The sequence below is a fragment of the Kosakonia sp. WA-90 genome, assembly GCF_039871955.1.
Lineage (GTDB): Bacteria > Pseudomonadota > Gammaproteobacteria > Enterobacterales > Enterobacteriaceae > Kosakonia > Kosakonia oryzendophytica.
Window position 1 is genome coordinate 80,253 of sequence record NZ_JBDPLJ010000003.1, and the last position, 23,903, is coordinate 104,155.

The 23,903-nt window shown below is 51.0% G+C and carries 24 protein-coding genes and 1 pseudogene; 13 read left to right on the forward strand and 12 right to left on the reverse strand.

Annotation, left to right across the window (positions count from 1 at the left end; translation table 11 throughout):
* Entirely contained in the window at positions 1-903 is a 903-nt protein-coding gene (locus ABGA49_RS06855) for a LysR family transcriptional regulator (RefSeq protein WP_347665342.1), read from the reverse strand.
* Positions 904-1,006: 103 nt separating this feature from the next.
* Here ABGA49_RS06855 and ABGA49_RS06860 point away from each other — a divergent pair, with 103 nt between their 5' ends.
* From ABGA49_RS06860 to nepI, 3 genes are all read left to right on the forward strand, one after another.
* Complete coding sequence (locus tag ABGA49_RS06860; RefSeq protein ID WP_061492424.1) at positions 1,007-1,459, forward strand: DUF1198 domain-containing protein; 453 nt, start codon at positions 1,007-1,009, stop codon at positions 1,457-1,459.
* 97 nt (positions 1,460-1,556) lie between these two features.
* Positions 1,557-2,090 carry an SRPBCC domain-containing protein gene (locus tag ABGA49_RS06865; RefSeq protein WP_347665343.1) on the forward strand — a complete coding sequence of 178 codons (534 nt, stop codon included), beginning with the start codon at positions 1,557-1,559 and terminating at the stop codon, positions 2,088-2,090.
* Positions 2,091-2,369: 279 nt separating this feature from the next.
* Positions 2,370-3,554, forward strand: a complete 1,185-nt coding sequence (gene nepI, locus ABGA49_RS06870) for a purine ribonucleoside efflux pump NepI (RefSeq protein WP_061492426.1) — start codon at positions 2,370-2,372, stop codon at positions 3,552-3,554.
* 52 nt (positions 3,555-3,606) lie between these two features.
* Here the strand turns inward: nepI and ABGA49_RS06875 are convergent, their stop codons facing one another.
* The 6 genes from ABGA49_RS06875 to ABGA49_RS06900 form a co-directional block, all read right to left on the reverse strand.
* A complete protein-coding gene (locus ABGA49_RS06875) occupies positions 3,607-4,512 on the reverse strand; it encodes an EamA family transporter (RefSeq protein WP_061492427.1) in 906 nt (301 codons plus the stop codon).
* A 111-nt stretch (positions 4,513-4,623) separates the two neighbouring features.
* Entirely contained in the window at positions 4,624-6,003 is a 1,380-nt protein-coding gene (locus ABGA49_RS06880) for a carbohydrate porin (RefSeq protein ID WP_061492428.1), read from the reverse strand.
* 148 nt (positions 6,004-6,151) lie between these two features.
* A complete protein-coding gene (locus ABGA49_RS06885) occupies positions 6,152-6,454 on the reverse strand; it encodes a PTS lactose/cellobiose transporter subunit IIA (protein WP_170933823.1) in 303 nt (100 codons plus the stop codon).
* A gap of 6 nt (positions 6,455-6,460) precedes the next feature.
* Positions 6,461-7,849, reverse strand: coding sequence for a glycoside hydrolase family 1 protein (locus ABGA49_RS06890; protein WP_347665344.1), 1,389 nt, complete (start codon positions 7,847-7,849; stop codon positions 6,461-6,463).
* A 37-nt stretch (positions 7,850-7,886) separates the two neighbouring features.
* Positions 7,887-9,215, reverse strand: coding sequence for a PTS transporter subunit EIIC (locus tag ABGA49_RS06895; RefSeq protein WP_061492431.1), 1,329 nt, complete (start codon positions 9,213-9,215; stop codon positions 7,887-7,889).
* Positions 9,216-9,227: 12 nt separating this feature from the next.
* Positions 9,228-9,542: a PTS sugar transporter subunit IIB gene (locus ABGA49_RS06900; protein WP_347665345.1), complete on the reverse strand. Its 315-nt coding sequence runs from the start codon at positions 9,540-9,542 to the stop codon at positions 9,228-9,230.
* A gap of 294 nt (positions 9,543-9,836) precedes the next feature.
* On the opposite strand from ABGA49_RS06900, the gene ABGA49_RS06905 reads away from it, so the two are divergent.
* From ABGA49_RS06905 to ABGA49_RS06935, 7 genes and pseudogenes are all read left to right on the forward strand, one after another.
* The gene (locus ABGA49_RS06905; protein WP_061492433.1) at positions 9,837-10,793 is read left to right on the forward strand and encodes a LacI family DNA-binding transcriptional regulator; all 957 of its coding nucleotides are present in this window, start codon (positions 9,837-9,839) and stop codon (positions 10,791-10,793) included.
* 237 nt (positions 10,794-11,030) lie between these two features.
* On the forward strand, positions 11,031-11,465 hold the full coding sequence (locus tag ABGA49_RS06910) for a hypothetical protein (RefSeq protein ID WP_347665346.1): 435 nt from the start codon (positions 11,031-11,033) through the stop codon (positions 11,463-11,465).
* 303 nt (positions 11,466-11,768) lie between these two features.
* Positions 11,769-11,843: pseudogene (locus ABGA49_RS06915) on the forward strand (integrase); the annotation flags it as partial.
* A gap of 144 nt (positions 11,844-11,987) precedes the next feature.
* Positions 11,988-12,320: a hypothetical protein gene (locus ABGA49_RS06920; RefSeq protein ID WP_061492436.1), complete on the forward strand. Its 333-nt coding sequence runs from the start codon at positions 11,988-11,990 to the stop codon at positions 12,318-12,320.
* Between the two features lie 440 nt (positions 12,321-12,760).
* Positions 12,761-13,552, forward strand: a complete 792-nt coding sequence (locus tag ABGA49_RS06925; RefSeq protein WP_347665347.1) for a hypothetical protein — start codon at positions 12,761-12,763, stop codon at positions 13,550-13,552.
* A gap of 246 nt (positions 13,553-13,798) precedes the next feature.
* A complete protein-coding gene (locus ABGA49_RS06930; RefSeq protein ID WP_061492438.1) occupies positions 13,799-14,395 on the forward strand; it encodes a hypothetical protein in 597 nt (198 codons plus the stop codon).
* 178 nt (positions 14,396-14,573) lie between these two features.
* Positions 14,574-15,488 (forward strand): LysR family transcriptional regulator, encoded by a 915-nt coding sequence (locus ABGA49_RS06935; protein ID WP_088236933.1) that lies wholly within the window; start codon positions 14,574-14,576, stop codon positions 15,486-15,488.
* Positions 15,489-15,843: 355 nt separating this feature from the next.
* Here the strand turns inward: ABGA49_RS06935 and ABGA49_RS06940 are convergent, their stop codons facing one another.
* The 5 genes from ABGA49_RS06940 to nfsB all read right to left on the reverse strand — a co-directional run bounded on the left by ABGA49_RS06940 (position 15,844) and on the right by nfsB (position 20,534).
* Positions 15,844-16,701 (reverse strand): fumarylacetoacetate hydrolase family protein, encoded by an 858-nt coding sequence (locus tag ABGA49_RS06940; RefSeq protein ID WP_061492440.1) that lies wholly within the window; start codon positions 16,699-16,701, stop codon positions 15,844-15,846.
* Positions 16,702-16,727: 26 nt separating this feature from the next.
* Positions 16,728-17,339 (reverse strand): L(+)-tartrate dehydratase subunit beta, encoded by a 612-nt coding sequence (ttdB, locus tag ABGA49_RS06945; RefSeq protein ID WP_209446755.1) that lies wholly within the window; start codon positions 17,337-17,339, stop codon positions 16,728-16,730.
* Complete coding sequence (gene ttdA, locus ABGA49_RS06950; RefSeq protein WP_209446753.1) at positions 17,333-18,232, reverse strand: L(+)-tartrate dehydratase subunit alpha; 900 nt, start codon at positions 18,230-18,232, stop codon at positions 17,333-17,335. The genes ttdB and ttdA overlap by 7 nt, the downstream gene beginning before the upstream one ends.
* A 20-nt stretch (positions 18,233-18,252) precedes the next feature.
* Positions 18,253-19,548 (reverse strand): MFS transporter, encoded by a 1,296-nt coding sequence (locus ABGA49_RS06955; RefSeq protein WP_061492442.1) that lies wholly within the window; start codon positions 19,546-19,548, stop codon positions 18,253-18,255.
* 332 nt (positions 19,549-19,880) lie between these two features.
* Entirely contained in the window at positions 19,881-20,534 is a 654-nt protein-coding gene (gene nfsB, locus ABGA49_RS06960; RefSeq protein WP_061492443.1) for an oxygen-insensitive NAD(P)H nitroreductase, read from the reverse strand.
* Between the two features lie 186 nt (positions 20,535-20,720).
* Between nfsB and ABGA49_RS06965 the strand changes: the two genes are divergently transcribed.
* The 3 genes from ABGA49_RS06965 (at position 20,721) to ABGA49_RS06975 (ending at position 23,890) form a co-directional block, all read left to right on the forward strand.
* Complete coding sequence (locus tag ABGA49_RS06965) at positions 20,721-21,656, forward strand: LysR family transcriptional regulator (protein WP_347665446.1); 936 nt, start codon at positions 20,721-20,723, stop codon at positions 21,654-21,656.
* Between the two features lie 510 nt (positions 21,657-22,166).
* Positions 22,167-23,186, forward strand: coding sequence for an alcohol dehydrogenase catalytic domain-containing protein (locus ABGA49_RS06970; RefSeq protein ID WP_347665348.1), 1,020 nt, complete (start codon positions 22,167-22,169; stop codon positions 23,184-23,186).
* A gap of 38 nt (positions 23,187-23,224) precedes the next feature.
* Entirely contained in the window at positions 23,225-23,890 is a 666-nt protein-coding gene (locus tag ABGA49_RS06975; protein WP_347665349.1) for a dihydrofolate reductase family protein, read from the forward strand.
* Positions 23,891-23,903 lie beyond the last annotated feature (13 nt).

The following is a 23,903-nucleotide window of genomic DNA, read 5'->3' on the forward strand; positions in this document are numbered from 1 at the left end:
TTAGCCCTGACTGGTTTCCAGCAGCACGTTACGCAACCACTGGTGTGCCGGATCGCGGTGAGTACGTTCGTGCCAGGTCATGGTTTTCGTAAAACCCGGCACCGGCAGAGGCGTTGCCAGCGTGCTCATGCCTTCGGTCAGATTGGCGAGCCGCTGTGGCACAACGGCCACCATATCGCTGGCTGCCAGGATGTCTGGCAGGATCAGAAAGTTACTCACCGACACGCTCACACGCCGCGTTCTGCCCTGTGCCGCCAGCGCCTCATCCACCACGCCGCGAAAGCGGTCGCCATCCCACGAGACCAGCGCATGCTCCAGCGCACAGAATCTGTCCAGCGATAAACTTTCCCGCGCGGCATCCGGGTGGTTGGCGCGCATCATGCAAACAAAACGCTCATCAAACAGCGCCCGGCTATGTAGCTCTGGCGGTGTGCTGTAGGGCGTCATTAAGGCCACATCAATCTCGCCGCGTTCAAGCTGGCTCACCAGTTGCCGGGGCTCGACCGGTTCTACGCGTACGCGGATGCCCGGCGCTTGTGTTTTTAACGCCGCAATAAACGGCACGATCACCACTTTGAGCGCGTAGTCCGTAGCGGCCAGCGTCCAGGTAAGCGTGGCTACCTGCGGGTCGAACGCGATGGGTTTCAGTAACAGGTCAATGTCTTCGAGGATGCGTTTGACCGGGGCCGCCAGCGCGTGTGCGCGAACCGTTGGCACCATACCGTGCGGCGCGCGAATAAACAGCGGGTCGGCAAAGTAGTCGCGCAGTCGCGTCAGCATGCCGCTCACCGCCGGTTGGGTTAACGAAAGACGCGCCGCTGCACGCGTGACGTTTCGCTCATCCAGCAGCGCATCAAGGGTTTTAAGCAGGTTGAGATCGAGGTTTCTGATATCGTTATTCATGATGATGACCCGGTCAGTCGATAACAAAGATTATCGCATTTACGACTGTCCGTGGCGTGCGTTTTACCCGTATGATGAGCCTCTTTTCTGCTCAGGAGCGGTTATGATTTGGTTGATGCTGGCAACGCTGGTGGTTGTTTTTGTGATTGGTTTCAGGGTATTAACCTCCGATTCCCGCCGTGCGATACGCCGCCTCACCGACCGACTTACGCTCCAGCCCGTGCCAGTCGAATCGATGATCGACCAGATGGGCAAAACCGCAGGGGGGGAATATCTGGCTTATCTGGCGCGCCCGGACGAGGCCCACCTGCAAAATGCGGCGCAGGTGTTGCTGATCTGGCAGGTATGCATTGTCGACAGCAGCGAGCAAAACTTGCAGTACTGGCATCGGCTGATGCAAAAAGGGCGGTTGGCGGCACCGATTACCGATGCGCAGGTACGCCTGGCACTCGGTTTTTTACGTGAGCTGGAGCCGGATAACGCCGAACTGAACAATTTCCAGATGCGCTATAACGCGCTGTTTATTCCCGAAGACGGTGTGCACTGGCTGCACTGATATCACGCTGCGTTATAACGTTTATCAAAGATAACCATTAGATTTATAACACTGCGCTACGCATAGTGGCCCTCGTTAATTACTGACGAGGTACACCATGACGCAATCACTGACCCAAAGCGCGATAATCTGGCCGCAAGACTACCTGCCGGGCACCACCGATAACTTTGCTTCCAACGAAATCATTGTCGCGGGGTTAACGGCGCAGGAGATTTGGGCGCAACTGAACGACACTACCCTCTGGCCGACCTATTACAGCAATGCACAGGATATCCGTTTCCATGACGGTAGCGGCCCGCTGTTAAGCGCCAACGCCCGTTTTCGTTTTACCACTTTCGGTTTCCCGGTGGAGGCGCAGGTGAGTGAATATGTGCCGCCTGCGGAAGGCCAGGCCGCGCGTATTGCCTGGTATGGCTGGGTTGAAGGTGACGCCAGCTCACGGCTGGACGTGATCCACGCCTGGCTGTTTGAGGATTTACCCGGCGGGCGTGTCCGCATCCTGACGCAGGAGTCGCAACGCGGCGTACCAGCGCAACAGCTTGCCAGCACCGTGCCGAACCCGATGATCAACGCGCACCAGGAGTGGATAGTCGGCCTGGCGACCGCAGCGCGTAACGCGCGAACTGCGTAATTTCCTCCTCTTCCTGCGCCTCTCGCCGTAGGGGGAGGGAATAACCTCCCGACTTTCAGGGGTGAGGGGGGTATGTGTAATGCTGACGTTGGTTTTCCCCCTCTCCTCGTTGGAGCGAAGGAGAGATATGTCGTGGTTTTCCCCCTCTCCCTTCCAGGGAGAGGGCCGGGGTGAGGGTCAACTGCCTCCGGGTAAAGAGTTGCCAAATTGTTAATTGCGTCACAGATTATGAATGTTACACTGCGCGACTTTCACGAATAAAAACTAAGCGGGTGATACATGACTGAGCAATCTGTGACGCAATCTTCAACGGATGCGGTAATTCGCCCTAACTGGTCCGCCGTCTTTGCTGTGGCGTTTTGTGTGGCGTGTCTGATCACGGTGGAGTTTTTACCGGTCAGCCTGCTCACGCCAATGGCACTGGATCTCGGCGTTTCTGAAGGGGTCGCCGGGCAAACCGTGACCGTAACTGCTTTTGTCGCCATGTTCGCCAGCCTGTTTATTACCACCGTGATCCGCGCGATGGACCGGCGGTATGTGGTGCTGGCCTTTGCCGTATTGTTAACCCTCTCCTGCCTGCTGGTCTCTTTTGCCAATAGCTTTACGCTGCTGCTGGCAGGACGCGCTTGCCTCGGGCTCGCGTTAGGTGGTTTCTGGGCAATGTCGGCCTCACTGACCATGCGGTTGGTACCAGCGCGCACTATCCCGAAAGCGCTGTCAGTGATTTTTGGCGCAGTGTCTATTGCGCTGGTGATCGCCGCGCCGCTTGGCAGTTTCCTGGGCGGTATTATCGGCTGGCGCAACGTGTTCAATGCCGCCGCATTGATGGGGTTCGCTTGTATTGCCTGGGTATGGATGGCGCTGCCGTCGTTGCCGGGTAAAACTGAGCATCACCAGAATATGTTTGGCCTGCTCAAACGCCCGGGAGTGGCGGCGGGAATGCTGGCGATCTTTATGGTCTTCGCCGGGCAGTTCTCGTTTTTTACCTATATTCGCCCTGTGTACATGAACCTGGCTGGGTTTGATGTCGATGGGCTTACGCTGGTGTTGCTGAGCTTTGGTATTGCCAGTTTTGTCGGCACCTCGATCTCGCCGATGGTGATGAAGCGCTCGGTGAAAATGGCACTGGCGCTGGCGCCACTCACGCTGGCGGCAAGTGCGTTGGTATTGATCTTCTGGGGTTCCGATAAAGTTGTTGCCGCTGGCATCGCCATTATCTGGGGACTGGGGTTTGCGCTGGTGCCGGTTGGCTGGTCAACGTGGATCACCCGTTCGTTGGCCGATCAGGCGGAGAAAGCCGGCTCCATTCAGGTGGCGGTGATCCAGCTTGCCAATACCTGTGGTGCGGCGATTGGCGGTTTTGCACTGGATCACTACGGGTTGCTGTCGCCGCTGGTACTGTCCGGTAGTCTGATGTTACTGACCGCACTGTTGGTGGCAGCAAAAGTGAAGGTCAGAGCGTAACGTAGAATGCATACAGGCCTGATAAGCAACGCGCTATCAGGCCTTGTGACTATCAGGCTGCGACCCGTACTTTGCGGCGGGAATCGAGCGAAATGAGCATCACCGATGAGACAATCAATAGCGTGCCCAGCCAGTCTGGCAGGGAGAACGCCACCCCCAACAATACCACCGAGAGCAGGGCGCTGCTCAGCGGTTCGGCACAACTGAGAATGCTGGCTTTCGAACCGCCAATGAGTTGCGCGCCTTTCAGATAAAGGCTGAACGTGAGCGCCGTGCCGATCACCACCAGGTAGAAAAACGCCATCAACAGGCGGCCATCGACAACAAAATCCCCCCCTTGCCCACCAAAGAACGGGGTCAGCATCAGCCCGGCCAGCAACATACTCCAGCCGACAATAGGCAACGTGCCGTAACGGGCGATAAGCGCTGCGGGATAGGTGGTATAGAACGCGGCAGAAAATGCCGAGACAATTCCCCACAGCAGCGCTTCCGGAGAAATAGAGAGCGACGTCAGTTTGCCATGCGTCACCAACAGAAAGGTGCCAAGCAGCGAGGTGAAAATGGCGGATGCCACGGGCAGCGTTGGTCGGGCTTTTCGCACCAGCGCAAACCAGGCCACGATAATCGTCGGCGACAAAAATTGCAGTACCGTCGCGGTGGCGGCGTTAGATTTTTCAATGGTCAATAAAAAGGTGAGCTGCACAATCAGTGCGCCAAACAGCGAGAAAAACAGCAAACTGAAGGTGTCTTTGCGGCTTTTGAGGATCGCGAAAATCTTGTCGCCATGCACAAACGAGAGCGTTAACAAAATCACGCCGGTGAACAGCAGTCGCGTCATGGTTAACCACGGCGACGAAATATGACTCTTCTCCATAATGTACTGCGCACACACCCCGGAGCTGCCCCATAATACGGCCGCTGCCAGTACACAAAGCATCCCTTTTTTCGTGGAACCCATCTTCTAACTCAACTCTGTCATGCTGATTGCTTATTAATAAGGCGCGCATCATAACACATGTACAGAGTTTAGCCGGAGGCGGCTGAGGGGGACCGCCTCCGGTTTTTTACATCAGAACCAGGCTTCCCACATCGCGCCGACGTTAAAGGAATCGAGCGTCGTGTCGGTCGTGCCGTTGACGCGTGAGGTGCGTTTGTTATCCACTTCGCCGCCAGTTACGTAGAAGCGCAGCATCGGGCGGAATTCAGGCCCCATCGCGATAGAAATGTTCTGCGAGAGGGTGACTTTCCAGCCGTGGTTGTCGCCGCCATCGTCATAATCGACGCGCTGATAACCCGCTTCCAGCCAGGTGGAGTGCACATCGTTCCACCAGTGCATCGGGCGCACAATTACGCCATAGTTGCGGCGGTTATCCGCTTTATTGGCGCTGTTATCGTAATCATGGAACGCCAGCAAGTAGTCCACTTGCGTCTGCCGGGAGAACTTGTAACTGCCCTCAAAGCTGGTGTAAATCGCTTTCAGATCGTCGGTTTTATTAAATACGCTGTTGTCGGCGTTATCGGAGTAGCGGGCGATCACTTTATTTACCCCGTGATCGTTGGTGTGGCTGAGCACCACGCCGCCCTGCCAGGCTTTCAGACGATCTTCGCTTTCAATCGCTTTTGAGTCGAAACCGTAGTTGGCGTAAATCTCCAGATCGAGCGGCCCGACCTTCATACCGTGAATTTTCGAGGTGACGGCATAGTTGCCTTTATCACCGACGTTCGAACTACCGGTACAGGTTATGCGCGACGGGTTGGCTTCATCTTCCAGCACTTCCGGGCTACAGGATTCGACCGCGCCGACGGCGGCCACATCAAACTGCACGCCGCCAATATCGAAGTTTTTCACCCCGGCACCCTGTCCGTCATGGTTCATCCAGAAGTAGTCGTTGATCCCCTGTTGTGGACGCTGGTGGAAGTCACGCCCTGCCCAGAAGTACGCATTCGGGTTGGAGGCCAGCAGGTTGGTGACGCCGGCATAGGCTTTTTTCAGGTTAACTTCATCACCCCAGTGGTCAAACATCACGTTGACGTCCCAGATTGCGCCGTTACCGCTTTTAAACGCCTTGGAGAGCTGGAATTCACCGCCGTTGCCTTCGTTACCCAGACGACCAATGGCTGAAGCGCCATTATAGGAGCCATCAACACCGACATATTTCTGATCGCCAGTCTGGAAATGTGCACCATAACGGGCGTAGCCGCTGAATTTCAGGCCATAGGGAATGGCCATATCCGGTGTTTGCGCCGTGCTTTGTGGTTCGACGATGACATCCGCTTTTTTATTGATGGCGGCGTCCATTTTAGCCTGACGGTCCGCCAGAGCTTTATCCACCGCTTTGGCGACGATGGCATCTATTTGCTCTTGGGTAAATTCTTGAGCGAAGACGGATCCAGAGCAAAGGGTAGCCGCAACCGCCAGCGCCACTGGAAGTTTTTTATTTATTCTCATGGTTATCTCAATGTAGTAAGTTGTTCTCAGACAATAACCTTCCGTTCCTCAGGGGACAGAAAATATTGCCATCATCAAAACAAAATGCTTTATTTTAGTAACTCGGGTACAGAATAATTAAGATTTACCGTAATCAATTCTCCATTCATTAACGTTGATAGAGCTGGATTATTTCCTCCGATAATTCACGCGCCAGCAGCGAGGTCATTAAATGATCCTGGGCATGCACCATAATTAATGTCATGGGCTGTCGGGCTTCTCCGGCATCCTGTTCAATTAATTTTGTTTGCATCTGATGCGCCTGACGGGAATACCCGTCGGCTTCACGCAGCAGATTACGCGCCTCTTCCATGTTGCCTTCCCTTGCCGCACGCAGCGCTTCAAAGCACAGGCTGCGCGACTGTCCGGCGTTGACGATAATCTCCATTACCGCTTCTTCAAGTGCGACCATAATAATTTAATCCTGATTAAAACCATTATGAGCAGCGGTTGCTGCGAACCACTCTCCGCTTTTCTTAATGGTACGTTGCTGGGTTTCCAAATCTAACTGCACAAAACCGTAACGGTTTTTATAGGCATTACACCATGACCAGTTATCAATAAATGTCCACATATGATAACCGAGGCAATTACAACCCTCGCTAATACCTTTATGTAACCAGATCAGATGATCACGAATAAAGGTGATACGATAACTGTCGTTAATTTGCCCGTTTTCAATAAAACGTTGTTCATTCTCAACCCCCATACCGTTTTCAGAAATAAAACAGCGTGGGTTGCCATAATTTACGCGCAGGTTGGTAATAATATCGTAAATACCGGGTTCATAAATTTCCCACCCGCGATAGGGGTTCATTTTGCGGCCTGGCATTTCGTAATAATCAAACAACCACTCTGGCATAAACGGCGATGCGGGATTAACCGCGCTGTCCCGGCACTTTACCCGCCGCGGCTGGTAATAGTTAATGCCAAGCAGATCGATTTTCCCTTCTGCAATGAGCGAAATATCCTCCGGCTGGCAGGCGGGGAGCTGATCGTACTCTTTCAGCAGCGCCACCAGGTCAGCGGGATACTCGCCACGCAGTACCGGGTCGAGAAAACTGCGGTTAAACAACAAGTCTGCATAGTGCGCCGCTTGCAGATCCGCCGGATGCTGCGAACGGGGATACGATGGCGTCAGGTTCAGTACAATGCCAATTTCACCGGAATAATGTCCGGCGCGAAACGCGCGTACTGCGCTGGCATGGGCCAGAACCGTGTGGTACGCCACCATGGCGGCACGTTTGAAATCCACCACGTTTGGGTAATGGAAATCGTACAGATACCCGCCTTCTACGGGCACGATGGGTTCGTTAAAGGTAAACCAGTGCTGAACCCGGTCGCCGAACAGCTCAAAACAGATTTGTGCGTAGCGGCTGAATGCCTGCACCACTTCCCGGTTTTCCCAGCCGCCTTTTTCCTGCATCACCATCGGCATATCGAAGTGAAACAGCGTGATAAACGGCGTAATGCCCTGCGCCAGCAGTTCGTCGATCACCGCGTTGTAAAATTCCACCGCCTGCGGATTCACTTCGCCGGTTCCGTCCGGGATCAGACGCGCCCAGCTGAGCGACGTACGAAAACTGTTGTGATTGAGCTGCTTTAACAGCGCGACATCCTGCCGCCAGTGGCGGTAAAACGTAGACGTCTCCTGCGGCCCAATCTGCTGGTGAAAGCGCCAGGGTTCCCGGGCGTACCAGGCATCCCATGTCGTGGCGCTTTTCCCGCCCTGCTGGCTTTCCCCTTCGGTTTGCAGTGCGGAACACGCGCTGCCCCACCAGAAGTTTGCGGGAAATACGTATTTCATTACCGACTCCTTTTCGTTACTGCTTATGCGTTACGGCTTAGTTACTGCGGACGGTTTCCGTCATCGGCGCGGTGTTTTGCGCTTTTTGTTCCTCTGTTTTCATCAGCGAACGCTCGTAAGCGCGCAGGAACGGCAGGTACATCAGCGCAGACATCACCATACAAATCAGGCACATCACCACCGGGCTTAAGGCCCAGTTTGCGGCCCATGACGCACCAATCGGCGCGGGCGTTGTCCACGGCGTTAGCGAAACCACCTGCGCCAGCAAGCCCATTTTGGTGGCGGTCCAGGCCAGTACGGCGTTAACCAGCGGCACGCAGACGAACGGGATAAACAGCATCGGGTTCATGATGATTGGCGCACCGAACAGGATCGGTTCGTTGATGTTGAAAAAGCTCGGCACTACGCCCATTTTGCCGATAGTACGCAGATGTGCGACGCGGCTGCGCAGCAGCAGGAAGGCCAGCGGAAGCGTGGAACCGACGCCGCCAATCAGCAGGTAGTGATCCCAGAACCCTTGCAGATAAACGTGGGGCAGCGCAGCACCCGCAGCCAGTGCAGCCTGGTTGGCGGAGAGGTTTGCCATCCAGAACGGGTTCATGATGCCGGTAACAATCAGTGAACCGTGGATCCCGGCGAACCAGAAGATTTGGCACAGCAGCACAGACAGCAAAATAGCAGGCAGAGAGTCGGATGCGGACACCAGCGGCTCCAGCAGGTGCATAATCGCCTGCGGCAGGATCATGCCGGTTTGCGCTTCAATAAACAGGTTCAGCGGGTGCAGTGTCCCAATGATCACCAGTACCGGAATGAGGATTTCAAACGAGCGGGCAACCCCGGTCGGCACCTCTTTCGGCAGGCGAATGGTGATGTTGTGCTGTTTCAGCCAGGCATAAACGCGGGCGGAATAAATCGACGTCAGCAGCGCGGTAAAAATCCCCTGTCCGGAAAGGTACTGGGTGGAGATTTTTCCGTCTGCGTACGGCGCGGCCACCAGCAAAAACGCCATAAACGCCAGCAAGCCTGTCATCACCGGGTCGAGATTAAACTGGCGACCGAGGCTGGCACCGATACCGACGGAGATAAAGAACGTCATTACCCCCATGCTGAGGTTAAACGGCAGCATCAGTTGCGCACGGTACTCGGTGGAGAAATCAAGCCAGGCGCGGGCGAAACCGACGGTGGTGTCAGCGGAGAATGGCGGGAAGATAAACACCAGCATAAATGAGCCGATGATCATAAACGGCAGTGCGGCGGTAAAACCGTCGCGGATAGCGATAACATATTTTTGCTGCCCAAGACGACCGGCCAGCGGCGTAATGGTTTGCTCAATAACCGTAATCATTGATTGATATAAGGAACTCATAAGAACACCTTGTTAATGTGCCGCTTCAATCAGCGACAGAGCATAGTCCAGCACCTTTTCGCCACGTTGCATGCCGTAATCCATCGCGTCGATGGGTTGTACCGGAATGCCCTGAGCGGCGGCCTTTTCTGACAGCGTTTTTAACATGTATTTTACTTGTGGTCCGAGAAGCACAACCTGATAACGCGGAAACTGCGTGTCAAATTCCGCCACACCGTACGCGTCGATCTCCACCGGTAATTCGCGTTCCTTCGCTGCTTCCAGCATCTTCCTCACCAGCAAGCTGGTGGACATCCCGGCTGAGCAACACAACATAATCCTGTACATCGTCATTCATCCTCGAAATGTAAATAGTTATTGCGGAGGTGATTGGACATCATACGGAAACCGGTTTCCATTTCTTCGGGATAGAAGTGTGATTGCTGTCAATATCTGATGATTACAAGGCCAGGTTATTGGATTTTCATCACAGATTTCGATGATGAATTGATAGCAAAAATGACAAAACGGAAAAACGGTTTCCATCAAAAACGGAAACCGTTATACTGCGAACGGCTAGATTTTGGTCGTTGCTGTAATTGGAATTTGCAGGTGCGGTAATGCGCCTGTCTGGGGAGAAAGATGTCTACAATCAACGATGTATCACGTTTAGCTGGGGTGTCCAAAGCCACAGTCTCACGGGTGTTGAGTGGTTCGCGCGGCGTTAAGGAAGCCAGTCGCCTCGCGGTACTGAAAGCGGTTGATGAGCTGAACTACCGGCCCAACGTTATCGCGCAGTCCTTGCTCAGCCAGTCGACAGGCTGCATCGGTGTTATTTGCGCTCAGGACAATATCAACCAAACCACCGCTTACCTTTACGCGCTGGAAAAACATTTAAGCCAGAGCCAGAAACATTTGCTGTTACGCTTCGCCAACAGTAAGGCGGAAGTGATGAGCGCCCTGGATGAGCTGACCTGCGGGCTGTGTGACGATGTGTTGGTTATCGGCGCGCGCTTCCCGCTTCATATCGACGATGAAAATGTCATTCTGGTGGATTGTGTGGAATCCGCGACGACCACGCCGAACAGTATTCAGTTCGATCACGCGTTTGCGGCGGAAACGGCCTGTAATTATCTGATTAGCCAGGGTCGTCGACAAATCGCGCTGATTCACCCCAACAGCGCCGCAGCCGATCAGGTGTTATTGGGTTATAAGCTGGCGCTGGAAAACAATTTCCTGCCGTTTAACCGCAACCTGGTGTTTATGGATGATACCTCTTCATCGGTAGCGCTTCAGGTGTTACTTAATAATGCCACGACGTTGAATTTCAACGCATTACTGGTAGCAGACGAGCAGGAAGCGCAGCGGGTTATTCCTCAGTTGCAGGCGTTTAATAAAACCGTCCCTGGCGACATTATGGTGTTTAGCCTTGCCGGTTCGCTGCATTTACCGGGTATTCCAACGATCCCGGCTATTGAATATTCGATGGATGCGATGGCCGCGAAAATCGTTGCCTGGTTGAATGAGAAAACCCAAAGTGTGCTGGGTTCATACCGGGTGCGCGGGGATTTAATTATTCCCGATGTTCGTAAACGTTAGCGTCAGGTAATAACGTTGCACTAAGGCCTCCCTACGGAGGCTTTTTTATTTCACTCCTTGGCCCCTCATTTATAAGACGATTAAGAAATGATATCGGTTATGAAATTGTGAAAAACTTTAACGATTGATATATCAGTAAGTTAAGAAAAAACGTCTTTACATATAAGGTTTATTGATAAAAATATTAAGCAAAATAAGAATAAATTAGCAATATTTATAGATAATTGAGGATTTAAAATGTTATTAACTGATATCGAACGATATATAACGATGGGCCGAAATGCGAGCATTTGCGTTTACCGGGACAGAGTTTCAGAATTGGATATAATAATCGTATCCATTTATATAATTCATAAGGGTGATAAAGGTTATGGCTTGCAAGTTGTTTTCGATCCTGTTGGTATGATTGATTGCGGAGAAGGATGGATATGGGAGACTTCTTCCATGGCACTGCCGACAGTGATTACTCTGATCGAGAATTATGCAAAAGTACCTTTTGAGTTACTGGAAAATGTATCCCGGACAAGTAAGTTGGAGAATGTAGAGCTTGATTTGGATCGCGAAGAGGTCAGGAGACAAAATAAAAAATTTATTAATGAATATAAGGGAGGGGAAATGTTTCTACCATTATTACCTCAAAACGTTAACTGGGAAACCAGACCTTATACTTAATTTTGATTTTTTTCATTCAATTCTTATTGAAAAGAATTTATGTTAGGTCAGAAAATTTATTGGGAATAAATGTTAATTACAATGGATTTTTTGGGTGTATAATCTCACCCGTGTAAAACGAACCAATCACTTCCGGCATACTGATTATGTCCGTTGAGGAGATTGCCATGTGTAAAGCATGATTCAGCGGGCGATCAGAACATCGCCATTCTGAAGTTCGTTGAGGCCTGGTGTACCGGTAAGGATGTCTGCCGTGAAGTCAGCATATCAGAAGCCTCGTAATACAGTTAGAAGCGAAATATCCTGAATAACCTGACGCCGGAAGAGTACCGGCTGGTGGCTGAAAACTCAGAAATCTCAAAAAGTGTGTGGAACTAAAACGGATGCGCTTACACTGGGAAATTATCTGATGGGCAGCAGCAGATAATTGATCATTTGAATAAAGACGCTATTTTTCCTGTTGATTTCATCAAAAGATTACTTAAATCACAACAAGATAAAATAGTTATAATGAGGTAAGGTATGGGTGCTACTTTTTTTATAGGCTATCCCCAAGATAAGGATTTACATACAACCTTAAACAGGACTGAATCTGATGCTTTAGAAGCATTACTTGATGAAGCACTGGTAGGGAAATATAGCCACATTCATGATATCGTAATGGAAATGCTAGTTTTAGATCAGATTAGCTTTACGGAATTAAGTAGCTCTGATTTTAATACCGCCATTCAGGCTGTTCGTAATTGTTTGCATAGTAGAAATGAGCCTAATGAATGGCAACTATATCAAAAACGTATATGGGAAAAAGAACTGGAACCCTTAATGCAGCAAGATGATCGTTATTGTGGAGAATAACTGGATTGTGTATGTACTGGCTGCAGTAGGTATAGATAAGGCTGATAACCCTGTCAGGGTTAAGCCATGTTTAATTAGATTTTAGATGCTACACAAAACTGGCAGTAACTGATTTATAGGCGAAGTTAGAGTTATTCCAAAATTATCATTTTTTCCCTGTGCATTTCATTCTATACAAAAAATCCTGTAGGTCTTTTTGATAAAAATAACTCAATCTAATTTTCATTATAGTCAAAACATTAAAATAATTTTATTGACTAAATTACCCGACCTTAGATTTGGTTCGCAATTAATCTTGGTATGTCCTTGAAAAAATAGGAAATTATTTCTTGGATCGGTGATGATACAAAGGTAGTAGCATACTACAATATTAATCATAAGTATATCGGTATGATCTATTATTTAAAAATCATTTCTTTTTTGATCAATAAAGAGTGAATATGTGGCAGAACATTAAAATAGAAAATGTTAGTAAGATAGAAAAAAGGTTGCAGAATTTACTGTTTGGAGGATTGATGTTTTATCTTATACAAAAAATGAAAAAATACGCCAGCTTGATATTCTTTCTTTTTCTCGCTGTGTTCTCTCTTCGCGCGATTGCGACGGAGGAGATAAAAAACGGTATACTCCAGGCTTACTGGCAACCGAACTGGAATGCTGATGCAACGGTCAATACGCCAGAGTTAGAATTTCGCTATTTTGCCCTGGATAATAAAAAGAAAGATAACAAAATAATTGATATTACGGTTAAAGGCAGTGAAGCGCAGAAGATCGCATTTATCAAAAAGAACTTTAGGAATATCCCGGATAACTTCTTTACCTTTAAAGAGTGGTACGTTAACCAGCCCGGTACGATTAAAGTACCTGCGGTGGTTAACTATATGGAGTGCAACGCAGATAACTATAAAGCCGATCTGCTGTCATTTCAGCCGGATAATGCTGCGCAAAACGCTGGCGATATTATGACTCAGGATTTCGGCGGCTGTGGATCAGATACGCCTTATCTCGTGTTGTATCAGTTGAAAGAGGGTGAAAAGACGTTATCCCTGAAAAGCGAGGCCAGTGAAACAGCGCCAGATTTGGCTTCGGTCAACAGTAATGAAACGCTGGCTAAAATCAGAACTGTCGATAAAGCGTGGATCTATGTTGCAGTGTACGACGAAGCGGAAAAAGGGCATCTGAGCAACAAACGAGGGTTTGTTAAACTGAGCGCTCTGACACCGCTGAACTGATAACGCACGACATAGCGAGTGATCATTCATTGCACTGCTCATGGCATTAACGCTATGGGCAGGTATCTGCCACTACCGCTGCTTTGGTCACGGATGCTTATTTTTCATGGTTAAATCTTACCTCAAACTCCCGACATTTAATCCCGCTCTAACTGCAATGCCAGCAACAACTTTGTCTTTTCCCTGCCCGTATTGAGTTTATTCTTATCCCATCACATCATCTTGTTTTTACAAGGAGTTTTAAAAATGAAAGCGATGGTGGCGTTAGCGGCCGTGCTGTTACTCAGCGGCTGCTCAACTTATGAAATGGTGAAAGAATATAACCAGAGTATCAAAGATTATACCGGCCCGAATCGCGTGGGCGTGGCGTTCGATCTGAATAATACCGAGGCACGTATTTACCCGGAAACCGACCGCTGTATTAATCTCTATTCCAATAAAAACGGTTTTATTGGCTCCGGCTCTTTCATGGGCGATCACAAGCGAATTGGTGTGCCTTACGTCGCGGATATGACGCAAAACCGTGATGAATACTGGGTGAGCGCCGAGAAGTTTATCAGCGTGCGCATTATTTATGCCGGACGGGATGGCAGCGGCGGGATCCTGACGAACCAGGCGCGTGTGAATGAGCGCTATGTCACCTTTAAACCGGAACCGGGCGCTTATTACTATGTCAATGTTGAACGGCCAGAGTACTCACGCCTGGCTGAGCGGTATTTAAAAGTCTACAAAGTTGTTGTTCATGAATCTGGCCGCACAGAGCTGCAACCCGTGCGGGAGTGGGGCATTCATAACTGCCCTGGCCAAAAACCGTGGTATATGATCAACGGTGCCACAATATAATCCCATCAGATACAAAACGGTTATCCCGGTGATAACCGTTTTCCCATTATTTTGTTAAACAAAGCCGGTATGGCGCAGTTTAACCGCGTCACATATTCACTGGCGTAATGTGTGATCCCGCCAGGAGAGCGATTATTATAGAGCGATAAAACCCAACCTATATCGTGAGGGCGTGCCGGTGGAACTTCACCAGCTCAGGTGCTTTATTGCCGTGGCGGACGAGCTGCATTTTGGTCACGCGGCGCAAAAAATGGATATGCTGCCTTCTGCGCTGGGCCGCTATATTAAGCTGCTGGAAGAAGATCTCGGCACGCGGTTATTATCGCGCTCGACGCGCAATGTCTCCCTCACGCCCCACGGCGCGCTGTTTTTACCGGAAGCGCGGGAACTGGTGGCGCGTGCAGACGATATCGAAAAACGCTTTCAGACGCTGGCGCGGCAGAACGCAGGAAAACTGCGGATTGGCGCGATCGATAGCGCGGCGGTCAGCCTTATTCCCCATGTATTGCACCATTTTCGCGAGCGCTGGCCTGGCGTGGAACTGAGTTTTCTGGAAGATAAATCGTCACGTTTGCTGCCAAAGCTGAAAACCGGCAGGTTGGATCTGATTTTTATTCGCCCGCAAAGCCAGATGGACAGCGCGTTGCATAGCGAGTTTCTCTTTTACGAAGATGTGGTGCTGGCGATTTCCGATAAGCACCCACTGGCCAACCGCAGTGAAATCAATGTTGATGATTTACGCGATATCCCGCTGATTGTGCCGGAAAAACGCGTACGCCCGCACAGCTACGATTTAACCTTAAGCCTGTTTGAACATGCCGGTTTTAAACCGACGCTGATTCAAATTGCCGATGAAAAACAGACCATTATTAATATGGTGGCGGCAGAACTGGGCGCGGCGATTATGCCTCGTTGGGTTATGCGCATGGCGGCGCTGAATATTAAATTCATTCCGATTGGCGAAGGTTATGACTCGATTCGCAGTAAATTGCCGATGGCCGCCGTATGGGTGGCAGGGGCACGGGATGAAGCGCGGGATAATATGATGCAAGTGGTAATGCATGAATTACCGGTGATTTCGGATCTCTATTAACCTGGTAAATCCCCTCTCCCCCGTGGGGAGAGGGCATGGAGGGGAAACCATCGCACCCCGCCACCGCGTTCGACAGCGCGTTTCGCCGGACGGCCAGGTTCGTTAAGTTCCCTCTCCCCTGTGGAGAGAGGGCCAGGAGGGAAAACCACAGCACTACGCCATTGCATTCGACAGCGCGTTTCGCCGGGTGCCAGGTGCGTTAAGTTCCCTCTCCCCTGTGGGGAGAGGGTCAGGGTGAGGGGAAAACCACAGCACTACGCCACCGCGTTCGACAGCGCGTTTCGCCGGGCACCAGGTGCGTTAAGTTCCCTCTCCCCTGTGGGGAGAGGGTCAGGGTGAGGGGAAAACCACAGCACTATGCCATTGCATTCGACAGCGCGGTAACGCGATTGACCAGGCGGCCAATGTTGCCGATTTCCACCTCGATCACATCCCCTTCCTTCATAAACAGCGGCGGCGTCCGTTTTTTGCCCACGCCCCCCGGCGAACCGGTAATGATCACGTCGCCTGCCTGCAGCGGGCTAAAGCGGGAGATATATTCCACCAGCATGGCGACGGAGTTGATCATATTGTGGGTCGAATCGTTCTGCACGCGATTGCCGTTCAGCCATGTGCTGATCGCCAAATCCTGCGGGTCGCGGATCTCATCGCGGGTCACCATCCACGGGCCGAACGCGCCGGTTTTGCGCCAGTTCTTGCCCGACGTGAACCAGGTATACTGCATATCACGTACTGAGCCATCCATAAAACAGCTGTAACCGGCGATATGCTCTAACGCGTTGTCGCGGCTGACATTGTCCGTATCTTTGCCGATCACCACCGCCAGCTCGCCTTCGTAATCAAACTCATTGCTGCTGTCGGGTTTGCACACCACATCGCCGTGTGCGGAGAGCGTATCCGCGAAGCGAACAAACAGGGTCGGCGCATCGATGGTTTGTTCGAACTCGATCCGCTTTTCCATGTAGTTCATGCCCACGCAGAAAATTTTACTGGGGTTTTCAATGACCGGCAGAAAACGGATCTCATCGGCGTGAAAATCCGCCTGCGCCGGGATCATCGGCGTCAGTTCCGCCAGCGCATTGCCCGCGATGGCGGATTTCAGGTCCGGGAAATACGCCGATAAGCGTTTCCCCAAATCAAAAACCTGCGTGCCGTCAATGCAACCCCATGTTTTTTCACCGGATGTTGGGTTAACAAAACTCAGTAACTTCATGATAATACCTGTGCCTGAACGGCGGGTTATTTAATAAACTTAACCTGCTGATTAATCTCTTCAATAATCGGCAGTTTTCGGGCGTTGTAGACTTTCTTGTTCTCTTCGAACAGGTTATTGCCTTCGCAGTCGATCGAGATAATTAACGGGCCGAACTCTTTTACCCGGTTGACCCACAAGGTCTCCGGCATCCCTAAATCGCGCCACTGGGCATCTTCGATTTTCTCTACGCAGGTGGCCGCCAGCACCGCGCAACCGCCAGGGAACACCGCGTGCACCGCTTTGTGCGTGCGGCAACCCTCTTCGGTGTTCGGCCCCATCCCGCCTTTACCGACGATCAGCTTCACACCCGTCTGCTCGATAAACTCTTTCTCGAACTTTTCCATACGCATGCTGGTGGTCGGCCCAATCGAGATCATCTCGAATTCATTTTCGCCTTTCTCCACCACGATTGGACCGGCGTGGAAAATCGCCAGACCTTTCAGGTCGACCGGCAGTTCGCGCTTTAACTCAATCAGGCGGCGGTGCGCCACGTCGCGGCAGGTCACCAGTGTGCCGGTCAGGTAGACAATGTCGCCAGGTTTCAGGGAGAGTAAGTCTTCGTCTTTAATGGGTGTGGTGAGCACTTTTTTCATAATACAGCCCCCTGGTGGGAAAGAATTTCGTAAGAGAGATCGGCGTTAAAACGGATCGCGCCGCGGCGGTGCGCCCAGCAACCGGTGGAAACCGCCACGCCAATGGTCGACGGGTGGCGGGCGGAGGACTCAATGTTGACGCCCATCACCGACGCTTTGCCGCCCAGGCCCTGTGGCCCCAGTCCGACTTTGTTCAGACCCTCTTCCAGCAGTGCTTCCATTTTGGCGGCGTCCGGGTTCGGGTGGCAGGAGTCCACCGGGCGCAGAATCGCTTTCTTGGAAAGACGCGCAGCTGTTTCTACCGACGTCGACACGCCAACGCCAACCAGCAGCGGCGGGCAGGCATTCACGCCGTAGGAGGTGATCACGTCAAACACGAACTGGTTGACGCCTTCATAGCCCTGGCCTGGCATCAATACTTTAGCCGCGCCCGGCAGCGAGCAACCGCCGCCAGCCATGTACACTTCAATGGTGCAGCTGTCGTCATCCGGGATGATTTCCCAGTCCAGCCACGGTATGCGCGAGCCGGTATTGGTGCCGGTGTTTTTCTCAATGAAGGTTTCTACTGCGTTGTGGCGCAGCGGCGCTTTTTTGGTGGCTTCCAGCGTGGCGGTTTTCAGAATCGACTCCAGCCCGCTTAAGTAGGGGAATTTCGCCCCGCAGGTGATGAAGTACTGGATCACCCCGGTGTCCTGGCAGCACGGGCGATCCAGCTCGTCGGCCCGTTTCTGGTTCTCAAACATGGAGTCGTACACCGCCACGGCCAGCGGTGCGTCCTCTTCCGCACGCAGTGCTTCGAGTTTTTTCATAACGTCTGTTGGCAGACGTTTCCCGACATACCCGGTAAAGCGGGTCATCACGTCAGTTAATGACGAAATTGCTTCAGATGTGCTCACAATATGCTCCATTTCTTATTTCAGGCTAATGAGCTCTTCATTGCCTTACGTTTACGGCTAATTTCGATAGAGAGGGTCAGGACGGCGGAAACCACCAGCATGCCTGCCACGCACCAGAGGGCGAGAGAGAAGTCACCGGTGGTCTCTTTCAGCCAGCCGATCACCGCCGGGCCAGCGAACCCACCCAGGTTGCCAATTGAGTTGATGGCAGCGAGGCCTGCTGCCGCAGCCGGTCCATTGAGGAACAGCGACGGGATGCTCCACAGCGGTGGCTTACAGGACGAGATACCGACGTTGGCCATCACCAGCGCGAAGATGGCCAGCGGCAGGCTGTGCACCAACCCGGCGAGGATAAAACCGAGGCAGGCGAACAGGCAGGCGCTGACTACGTGCCAGGTACGCTCTTTGGTTTTGTCGGAGTGTTTTGCCCACAGGATCATCGCCACAATCGACAGTGCCGCCGGGATGGCATTAATAAAGCCAATCTGGAACGTGGTCAGGCCGAAGGATTTAATAAACTGCGGCGACCAGATATTCAGCGAATAGAGGCCCGCCGACGTACCGAAATAGACCACCGCCAGCGTCAGCACGCGGATATCGGTCAGCCCTTTCCAGATACTGGTTTTCGCCTGACTGCCTTTGTTCTGGTTCTCTTCCGCCAGGGTGTTAATCAGCCACTGGGTTTCATCTTTGCTCAACCAGCGGTTTTTCTCCGGACGATCGTTGAGGTAGAAGAAGGTGAAAATACCCAGCAGGATGGCGGCAGCGGAATCCAGCATAAACATCAGTTGCCAGCCTTTCAGGCCAAACGCACCGTGCATGCTTAAAATGGTGCCTGCCAGCGGCGAGCCAATCATCGACGAAATCGGCGCGGCCGCCATAAAGAACGCGATCACCTGCGCACGGCGTTTAATCGGGAACCAGGTGCTTAAGTAGAGAATAATACCGGAGAAGAACCCGGCCTCAGCGACGCCTAATAAAAAGCGCAGAACATAAAAACCGGTCGAGGTTTCAACAAACATCATGCAGGCGGCAATAATACCCCAGCTCACCATAATACGGGCCAGCCAGATACGCGGCCCGACTTTCTGCAAAATAACGTTTGAGGGAATATCTGTTAAGAAATAGCCAATAAAAAACATGCCCGCGCCAATACCAAATACCGTGGAGGAAAATCCTAAGTCCTGGTTCATAGTGAGCGCGGCGAAACCTATATTTATGCGGTCAAAGAATGCAATAAAATAAGCAAACATCACAAAGGGTACGATACGCCAGGATATTTTCCTGAGCGTAACCTGTTCAGTTGTAGAGTTCATAACATTGTTTTCCAGCAGTTAAAATAATAATGACAGGCAACGTTACGGAATAAAAATGCGACCTGCTGACGAAACAACTATGAGAGGAATAAAACGGGGGATCATCCGGCGATGATTATATAAAAAATGCAAATAATTGATGGTGAAACAAAAACTGCGACGGAAATCCCGCTCGCGATCAATAAAACCTTAAAAACCGTGCGATTATTAACAGAATGTCAGAAGTGATTTTACATTAATGAAACAATCGCTCCGACGAGGGAAAAACGGGATATGTGATAGGGTTCAAAATCCAGGCGAATAAAAAAGCCCGGCGAACCGGGCTGGCGGGCTTAGATAAAGGTAAAGATCTCGTCACGCGGTAAGCGGGATTTTGGCAGTGCAGCGTTAAAGTCTTTTTCACTGCGAAAGCCCAGCGAGACCAGTACCACGCTGGTCAGCCCTTTCTCACGCAGACCCAGTGCAAGGTCCAGCGCGCGCTGATCAAACCCTTCCATCGGCGTGGCGTCAATGTCGAGCATCGCGGCGCTCAGCAGCAGGCCGCCCAGCGCCAGGTAAACCTGTTTCTCCATCCATTGCGGAATATCGCGCTGCTCATAGCGGTGCATATCCACATAAGAGCGGCGGCTCTTGTCCTGACCGGCCTGTGCGCCTTCAGCGACAAAGCGGCCATCTTTTTGCTCCTGCGCCAGCACGTTTTGCAGGTGCTGGTCATCGAGATCGCTGCGCATGCACAGGGCGATGACATGAGAGGCATTCAGCACTTTCGGTTCGTTATAGGCATACGCACCGCTGGTGGATTTCGCTATCGCTTCGCGGCCTTCCGGCGTGGAGGCGACCACAAAGTGCCACGGCTGTGAATTCACAGACGAGGGGCTGTTTCGCAGCACGTTAAGTAAGGTGTCAATTTTTTCCTGCGGCAGCGTTTTACCGGGTTCAAACGCTTTCACCGTATGGCGGGCAATCACAGCATCATCAAGGGTCATCCTGTTTCTCCTGGCGCAAAAATAACAAGTAGATTGAGGGGATTGTTGGAGAATAAACGCAAAAGATAACGAGATAAATCGCTATAAAGGGACAACACTTTCACTCCTGGAGTGAAAATGAAGTTTGCCTGCGCGCTATTTTCTGGCACAACAGACGGGGTACGCCCCTTTATCACCGGAGAGATCATGATTCGGCTGGAAGATGTCACGCTGTTTGTCCGCTCAGCAGCACTGGGAAGTTTTTCAAATGCCGCACGGGAAGCCGGTTTGCTGCCGGGCCAGGTGAGCGCGGCTGTGCACCGGCTGGAGCGGGATTTGGATAAGCGCTTGTTTGTGCGATCCACACGCAGCTTACGGCTGACGGCGGAAGGCGAAAAGTATCTTCCCTACGCCCAGGAGATGCTGGAAGTGGTGCACGCCGGCGCGGAAAGCCTGCACAGCGGCGATAACGAGATCAAGGGCGAGCTGCGCGTAGCGATGCCATCGGACATTGGCCGCAATGTACTGTTACCGCTGATCACCCGTTTTTGCCAGCAGCACCCAAAAGTGTCCTTGCGTCTTTCGCTGTCCGATCACATTAGTGATGTATTCCGTGACCCGGTCGATATTGCTATTCGTTACGGCGTGCTGGATAACAGCAGCTATGTGGCGTTGCCGCTGGCGGCAGATAACCGCCGCGTTCTGGCGGCCTCACCGGCCTATCTGGCGCGCAACGGCCGCCCGCAAACGCTGGACGAAGTGGTTAATCACCCATGTCTGTTGTTCACGATGAATAGCCAGGTGTATGACAAGTGGAGCTTCCCGGAAAATGGCATGCGCCGCCAGCTTATCGTTAAAAGCCGCATGTTATGCGATGACGCTGACGTTGCCCGGCGCTGGGCCATTGATGGGCTGGGGATTGTTTACAAATCGTGGATCGATCTCAGCGATGACGTACTGGCGGGCCGCCTGGAGGTGCTTTTGCCGCAGCATCCGGGGGAGGCTGCACCGTTAAACCTTATCTGCCCGCACCGTAAACAGTTTTCTCCGGCTATCCGCCACCTGCACAGCGCATTGCGCGAGCACCTTCAGCCGATCACCGCGCTGATGCACAGTCACCCTGCGTTTAAGACAACATATTGAGTGCGTCGTCACGGGTTACTAACCCCGTGAGCGCATCATAAAGGAACACGGCTGAGGGCATTAAGCCCATTGTGAAAGAGAAGCCATGCATATTCATCGCTGATAATACCCCCAACGGGTGTCCTATTTTTTCTGCTGACGGTTGTACTCCTCTGTGAATTGTGTTTTATTCCCGCCGATTTATTCCCTCTCTAGAATATTAGCCTAACCCGTTGCTCTCTAATTTATTATTTTATGATGTGTCATGTTCTTATTTATGGTTGTCATTTTTTCATTGCTGTAATTCTGTTTTGTATTTATGTGATTATAGTGAAAACAAGAAGATAGACTTGTTTTCACTTTCATATAAATTCAAGTATTAGGTTTTTTTAAGATTGTGAATATTAGTTAAGGGTATTTTTATAACAAAATATTGTGATTTTGCTCTCAAATGAATACAGAAGTAGTCGCTATATCTATTGGCGAAGCGGGTTTTATATATGGAATATTCTTTATAAATGGATTGTATTTATGAAAGCCATTTCTTTAATTGATAAAAAAACGTTAGGGCTCATAACCTATCAGTATTCCCCCCTATTACCGGAAGATGGTGTTGAGATTGATATTGTACTTTCTGGTATTTGCGGAACTGATTTGGCAGTGTTAGCAGGGCGAGAGGAAGGTTTACCGGGTATTATTCGCGGGCATGAAGCTGTTGGTGTGGTTGTTAATGTCGGCAATGCGGTGACGGGCCTGCAACCCGGTATGCGAGTCGTTATCGATCCGAATGAATATTGTGGGCGCTGCGCAGCCTGTCGCGCTGGGCGCACACATCTCTGCACTGGTGGCCACAATGGAGGATTGGATATTGTCGGTGTGAATAAACACGGCATGTTTGTGGAACGATTTATCACCCGGATGCCATTTGTTTATCCGCTACCGGATGCGATGAGCTGGGAAACCGCGGTACTCATTGAACCTGTCGCCTGTATTTTAAACAATATTGACCATGCTGAGATTCAGGCGGGAGAGCGGGTGTTAGTGCTGGGATCGGGGCCGATGAGTCTGGTGGCTCAGTTGCTGCTCCGGGTGATGGGTGTAAAGACACTGGCGACGGATCTGAACCCAAACCGTATTCAATTCGGGCGATCGCTTGGGCTGGATGTCCTGCATGCGGATGAACTCAGATCCAGGCTACAGCAAACCCCGGTAGATGCTGTTATCGACACGGTAGGGAATCAACTCGATGTTGCTATGAGCACGGTTCGTCGGGGTGGCAGAGTTGTTCTTTTCGGGTTTGACGGAAATTACACTTATACATTGCCGGTAAAATACGTTCTGGTTAATGCCATCCGTTTGATTGGCGCGGGGGAATATAATCAACATTTCCCGCGTGCATTACAGATGGCCAGTATGATTCCCGCGCTGGGCGAACTGGTAACGCATCGTTATACCCTTGACGAATGTGCAGAGGCTTTCGACCATCTGCTCAACGATCCTTTCTCCAATATTATGAAATGTGTCTTTACACCGAATGCGAAATATCTGTAAGAATTCTTTTTATTTAAACTAAGATAAGTTGAGATATTATGAAAATTACTATTTTTAGTCAGATTTCTATTGATGGTAAATTAACTCTCGGCCATGGTGGATCCAGTAAAGGATTATTCCAGCTGCTTAACGATGAAGATATACAATTTATTCATCAATTCCGCGGGAAGGTCGATGCCATTATGGTAGGGCGAAATACCATTGTGACGGATGATCCGCAATTAACCAATCGTTATGGCGGCAATAATCCATTACGCATTATTCCTACCTCATCGCTGGATTTTCCCGATTCGGCCAGAGTGTTGTGCTCGCCGGAGGAATCTCTCATTGTTACAACAGAACGGGCTCGTGGTCACGCGATGATTCAACGAATACGCGAACATGGTAAAGAGGTCCTTTTTGCGGGAGTCGATCGGGTAGATTTTAATTTTCTTTTTTCGCTCCTTCAACAACGTGGAATAGAACATATTATGGTGGAAGGTGGTGGTTATTTAAACTGGCAGATGTTTGATCTTGATGTGGTGGATGATATTATTTTAATGCAGTTGCCAATTATTATTGGTGGCGCAACAACGACTACTCTTGCAGATGGCGAAGGATACAAGGACATAAATCATACCAAAGTATTTTCACTGCACCATTTTGATGCCCGGTCTAATTATAATCTTCTACATTTTAAACGTATGTCTGCCCAGACATATTAATATCACTCATGGA

Excerpts from the sequence above, each read along its gene's own strand:
- ABGA49_RS06855 (WP_347665342.1), bottom strand. The coding sequence starts at position 903 with ATGAATAACGATATCAGAAACCTCGATCTCAACCTGCTTAAAACCCTT.
- ABGA49_RS06860 (WP_061492424.1), top strand. The coding sequence starts at position 1,007 with ATGATTTGGTTGATGCTGGCAACGCTGGTGGTTGTTTTTGTGATTGGT.
- ABGA49_RS06865 (WP_347665343.1), top strand. The coding sequence starts at position 1,557 with ATGACGCAATCACTGACCCAAAGCGCGATAATCTGGCCGCAAGACTAC.
- nepI (WP_061492426.1), top strand. The coding sequence starts at position 2,370 with ATGACTGAGCAATCTGTGACGCAATCTTCAACGGATGCGGTAATTCGC.
- ABGA49_RS06875 (WP_061492427.1), bottom strand. The coding sequence starts at position 4,512 with ATGGGTTCCACGAAAAAAGGGATGCTTTGTGTACTGGCAGCGGCCGTA.
- ABGA49_RS06880 (WP_061492428.1), bottom strand. The coding sequence starts at position 6,003 with ATGAGAATAAATAAAAAACTTCCAGTGGCGCTGGCGGTTGCGGCTACC.
- ABGA49_RS06885 (WP_170933823.1), bottom strand. The coding sequence starts at position 6,454 with ATGGTCGCACTTGAAGAAGCGGTAATGGAGATTATCGTCAACGCCGGA.
- ABGA49_RS06890 (WP_347665344.1), bottom strand. The coding sequence starts at position 7,849 with ATGAAATACGTATTTCCCGCAAACTTCTGGTGGGGCAGCGCGTGTTCC.
- ABGA49_RS06895 (WP_061492431.1), bottom strand. The coding sequence starts at position 9,215 with ATGAGTTCCTTATATCAATCAATGATTACGGTTATTGAGCAAACCATT.
- ABGA49_RS06900 (WP_347665345.1), bottom strand. The coding sequence starts at position 9,542 with ATGTACAGGATTATGTTGTGTTGCTCAGCCGGGATGTCCACCAGCTTG.
- ABGA49_RS06905 (WP_061492433.1), top strand. The coding sequence starts at position 9,837 with ATGTCTACAATCAACGATGTATCACGTTTAGCTGGGGTGTCCAAAGCC.
- ABGA49_RS06910 (WP_347665346.1), top strand. The coding sequence starts at position 11,031 with ATGTTATTAACTGATATCGAACGATATATAACGATGGGCCGAAATGCG.
- ABGA49_RS06920 (WP_061492436.1), top strand. The coding sequence starts at position 11,988 with ATGGGTGCTACTTTTTTTATAGGCTATCCCCAAGATAAGGATTTACAT.
- ABGA49_RS06925 (WP_347665347.1), top strand. The coding sequence starts at position 12,761 with ATGTGGCAGAACATTAAAATAGAAAATGTTAGTAAGATAGAAAAAAGG.
- ABGA49_RS06930 (WP_061492438.1), top strand. The coding sequence starts at position 13,799 with ATGAAAGCGATGGTGGCGTTAGCGGCCGTGCTGTTACTCAGCGGCTGC.
- ABGA49_RS06940 (WP_061492440.1), bottom strand. The coding sequence starts at position 16,701 with ATGAAGTTACTGAGTTTTGTTAACCCAACATCCGGTGAAAAAACATGG.
- ABGA49_RS06955 (WP_061492442.1), bottom strand. The coding sequence starts at position 19,548 with ATGAACTCTACAACTGAACAGGTTACGCTCAGGAAAATATCCTGGCGT.
- nfsB (WP_061492443.1), bottom strand. The coding sequence starts at position 20,534 with ATGACCCTTGATGATGCTGTGATTGCCCGCCATACGGTGAAAGCGTTT.
- ABGA49_RS06965 (WP_347665446.1), top strand. The coding sequence starts at position 20,721 with ATGATTCGGCTGGAAGATGTCACGCTGTTTGTCCGCTCAGCAGCACTG.
- ABGA49_RS06970 (WP_347665348.1), top strand. The coding sequence starts at position 22,167 with ATGAAAGCCATTTCTTTAATTGATAAAAAAACGTTAGGGCTCATAACC.
- ABGA49_RS06975 (WP_347665349.1), top strand. The coding sequence starts at position 23,225 with ATGAAAATTACTATTTTTAGTCAGATTTCTATTGATGGTAAATTAACT.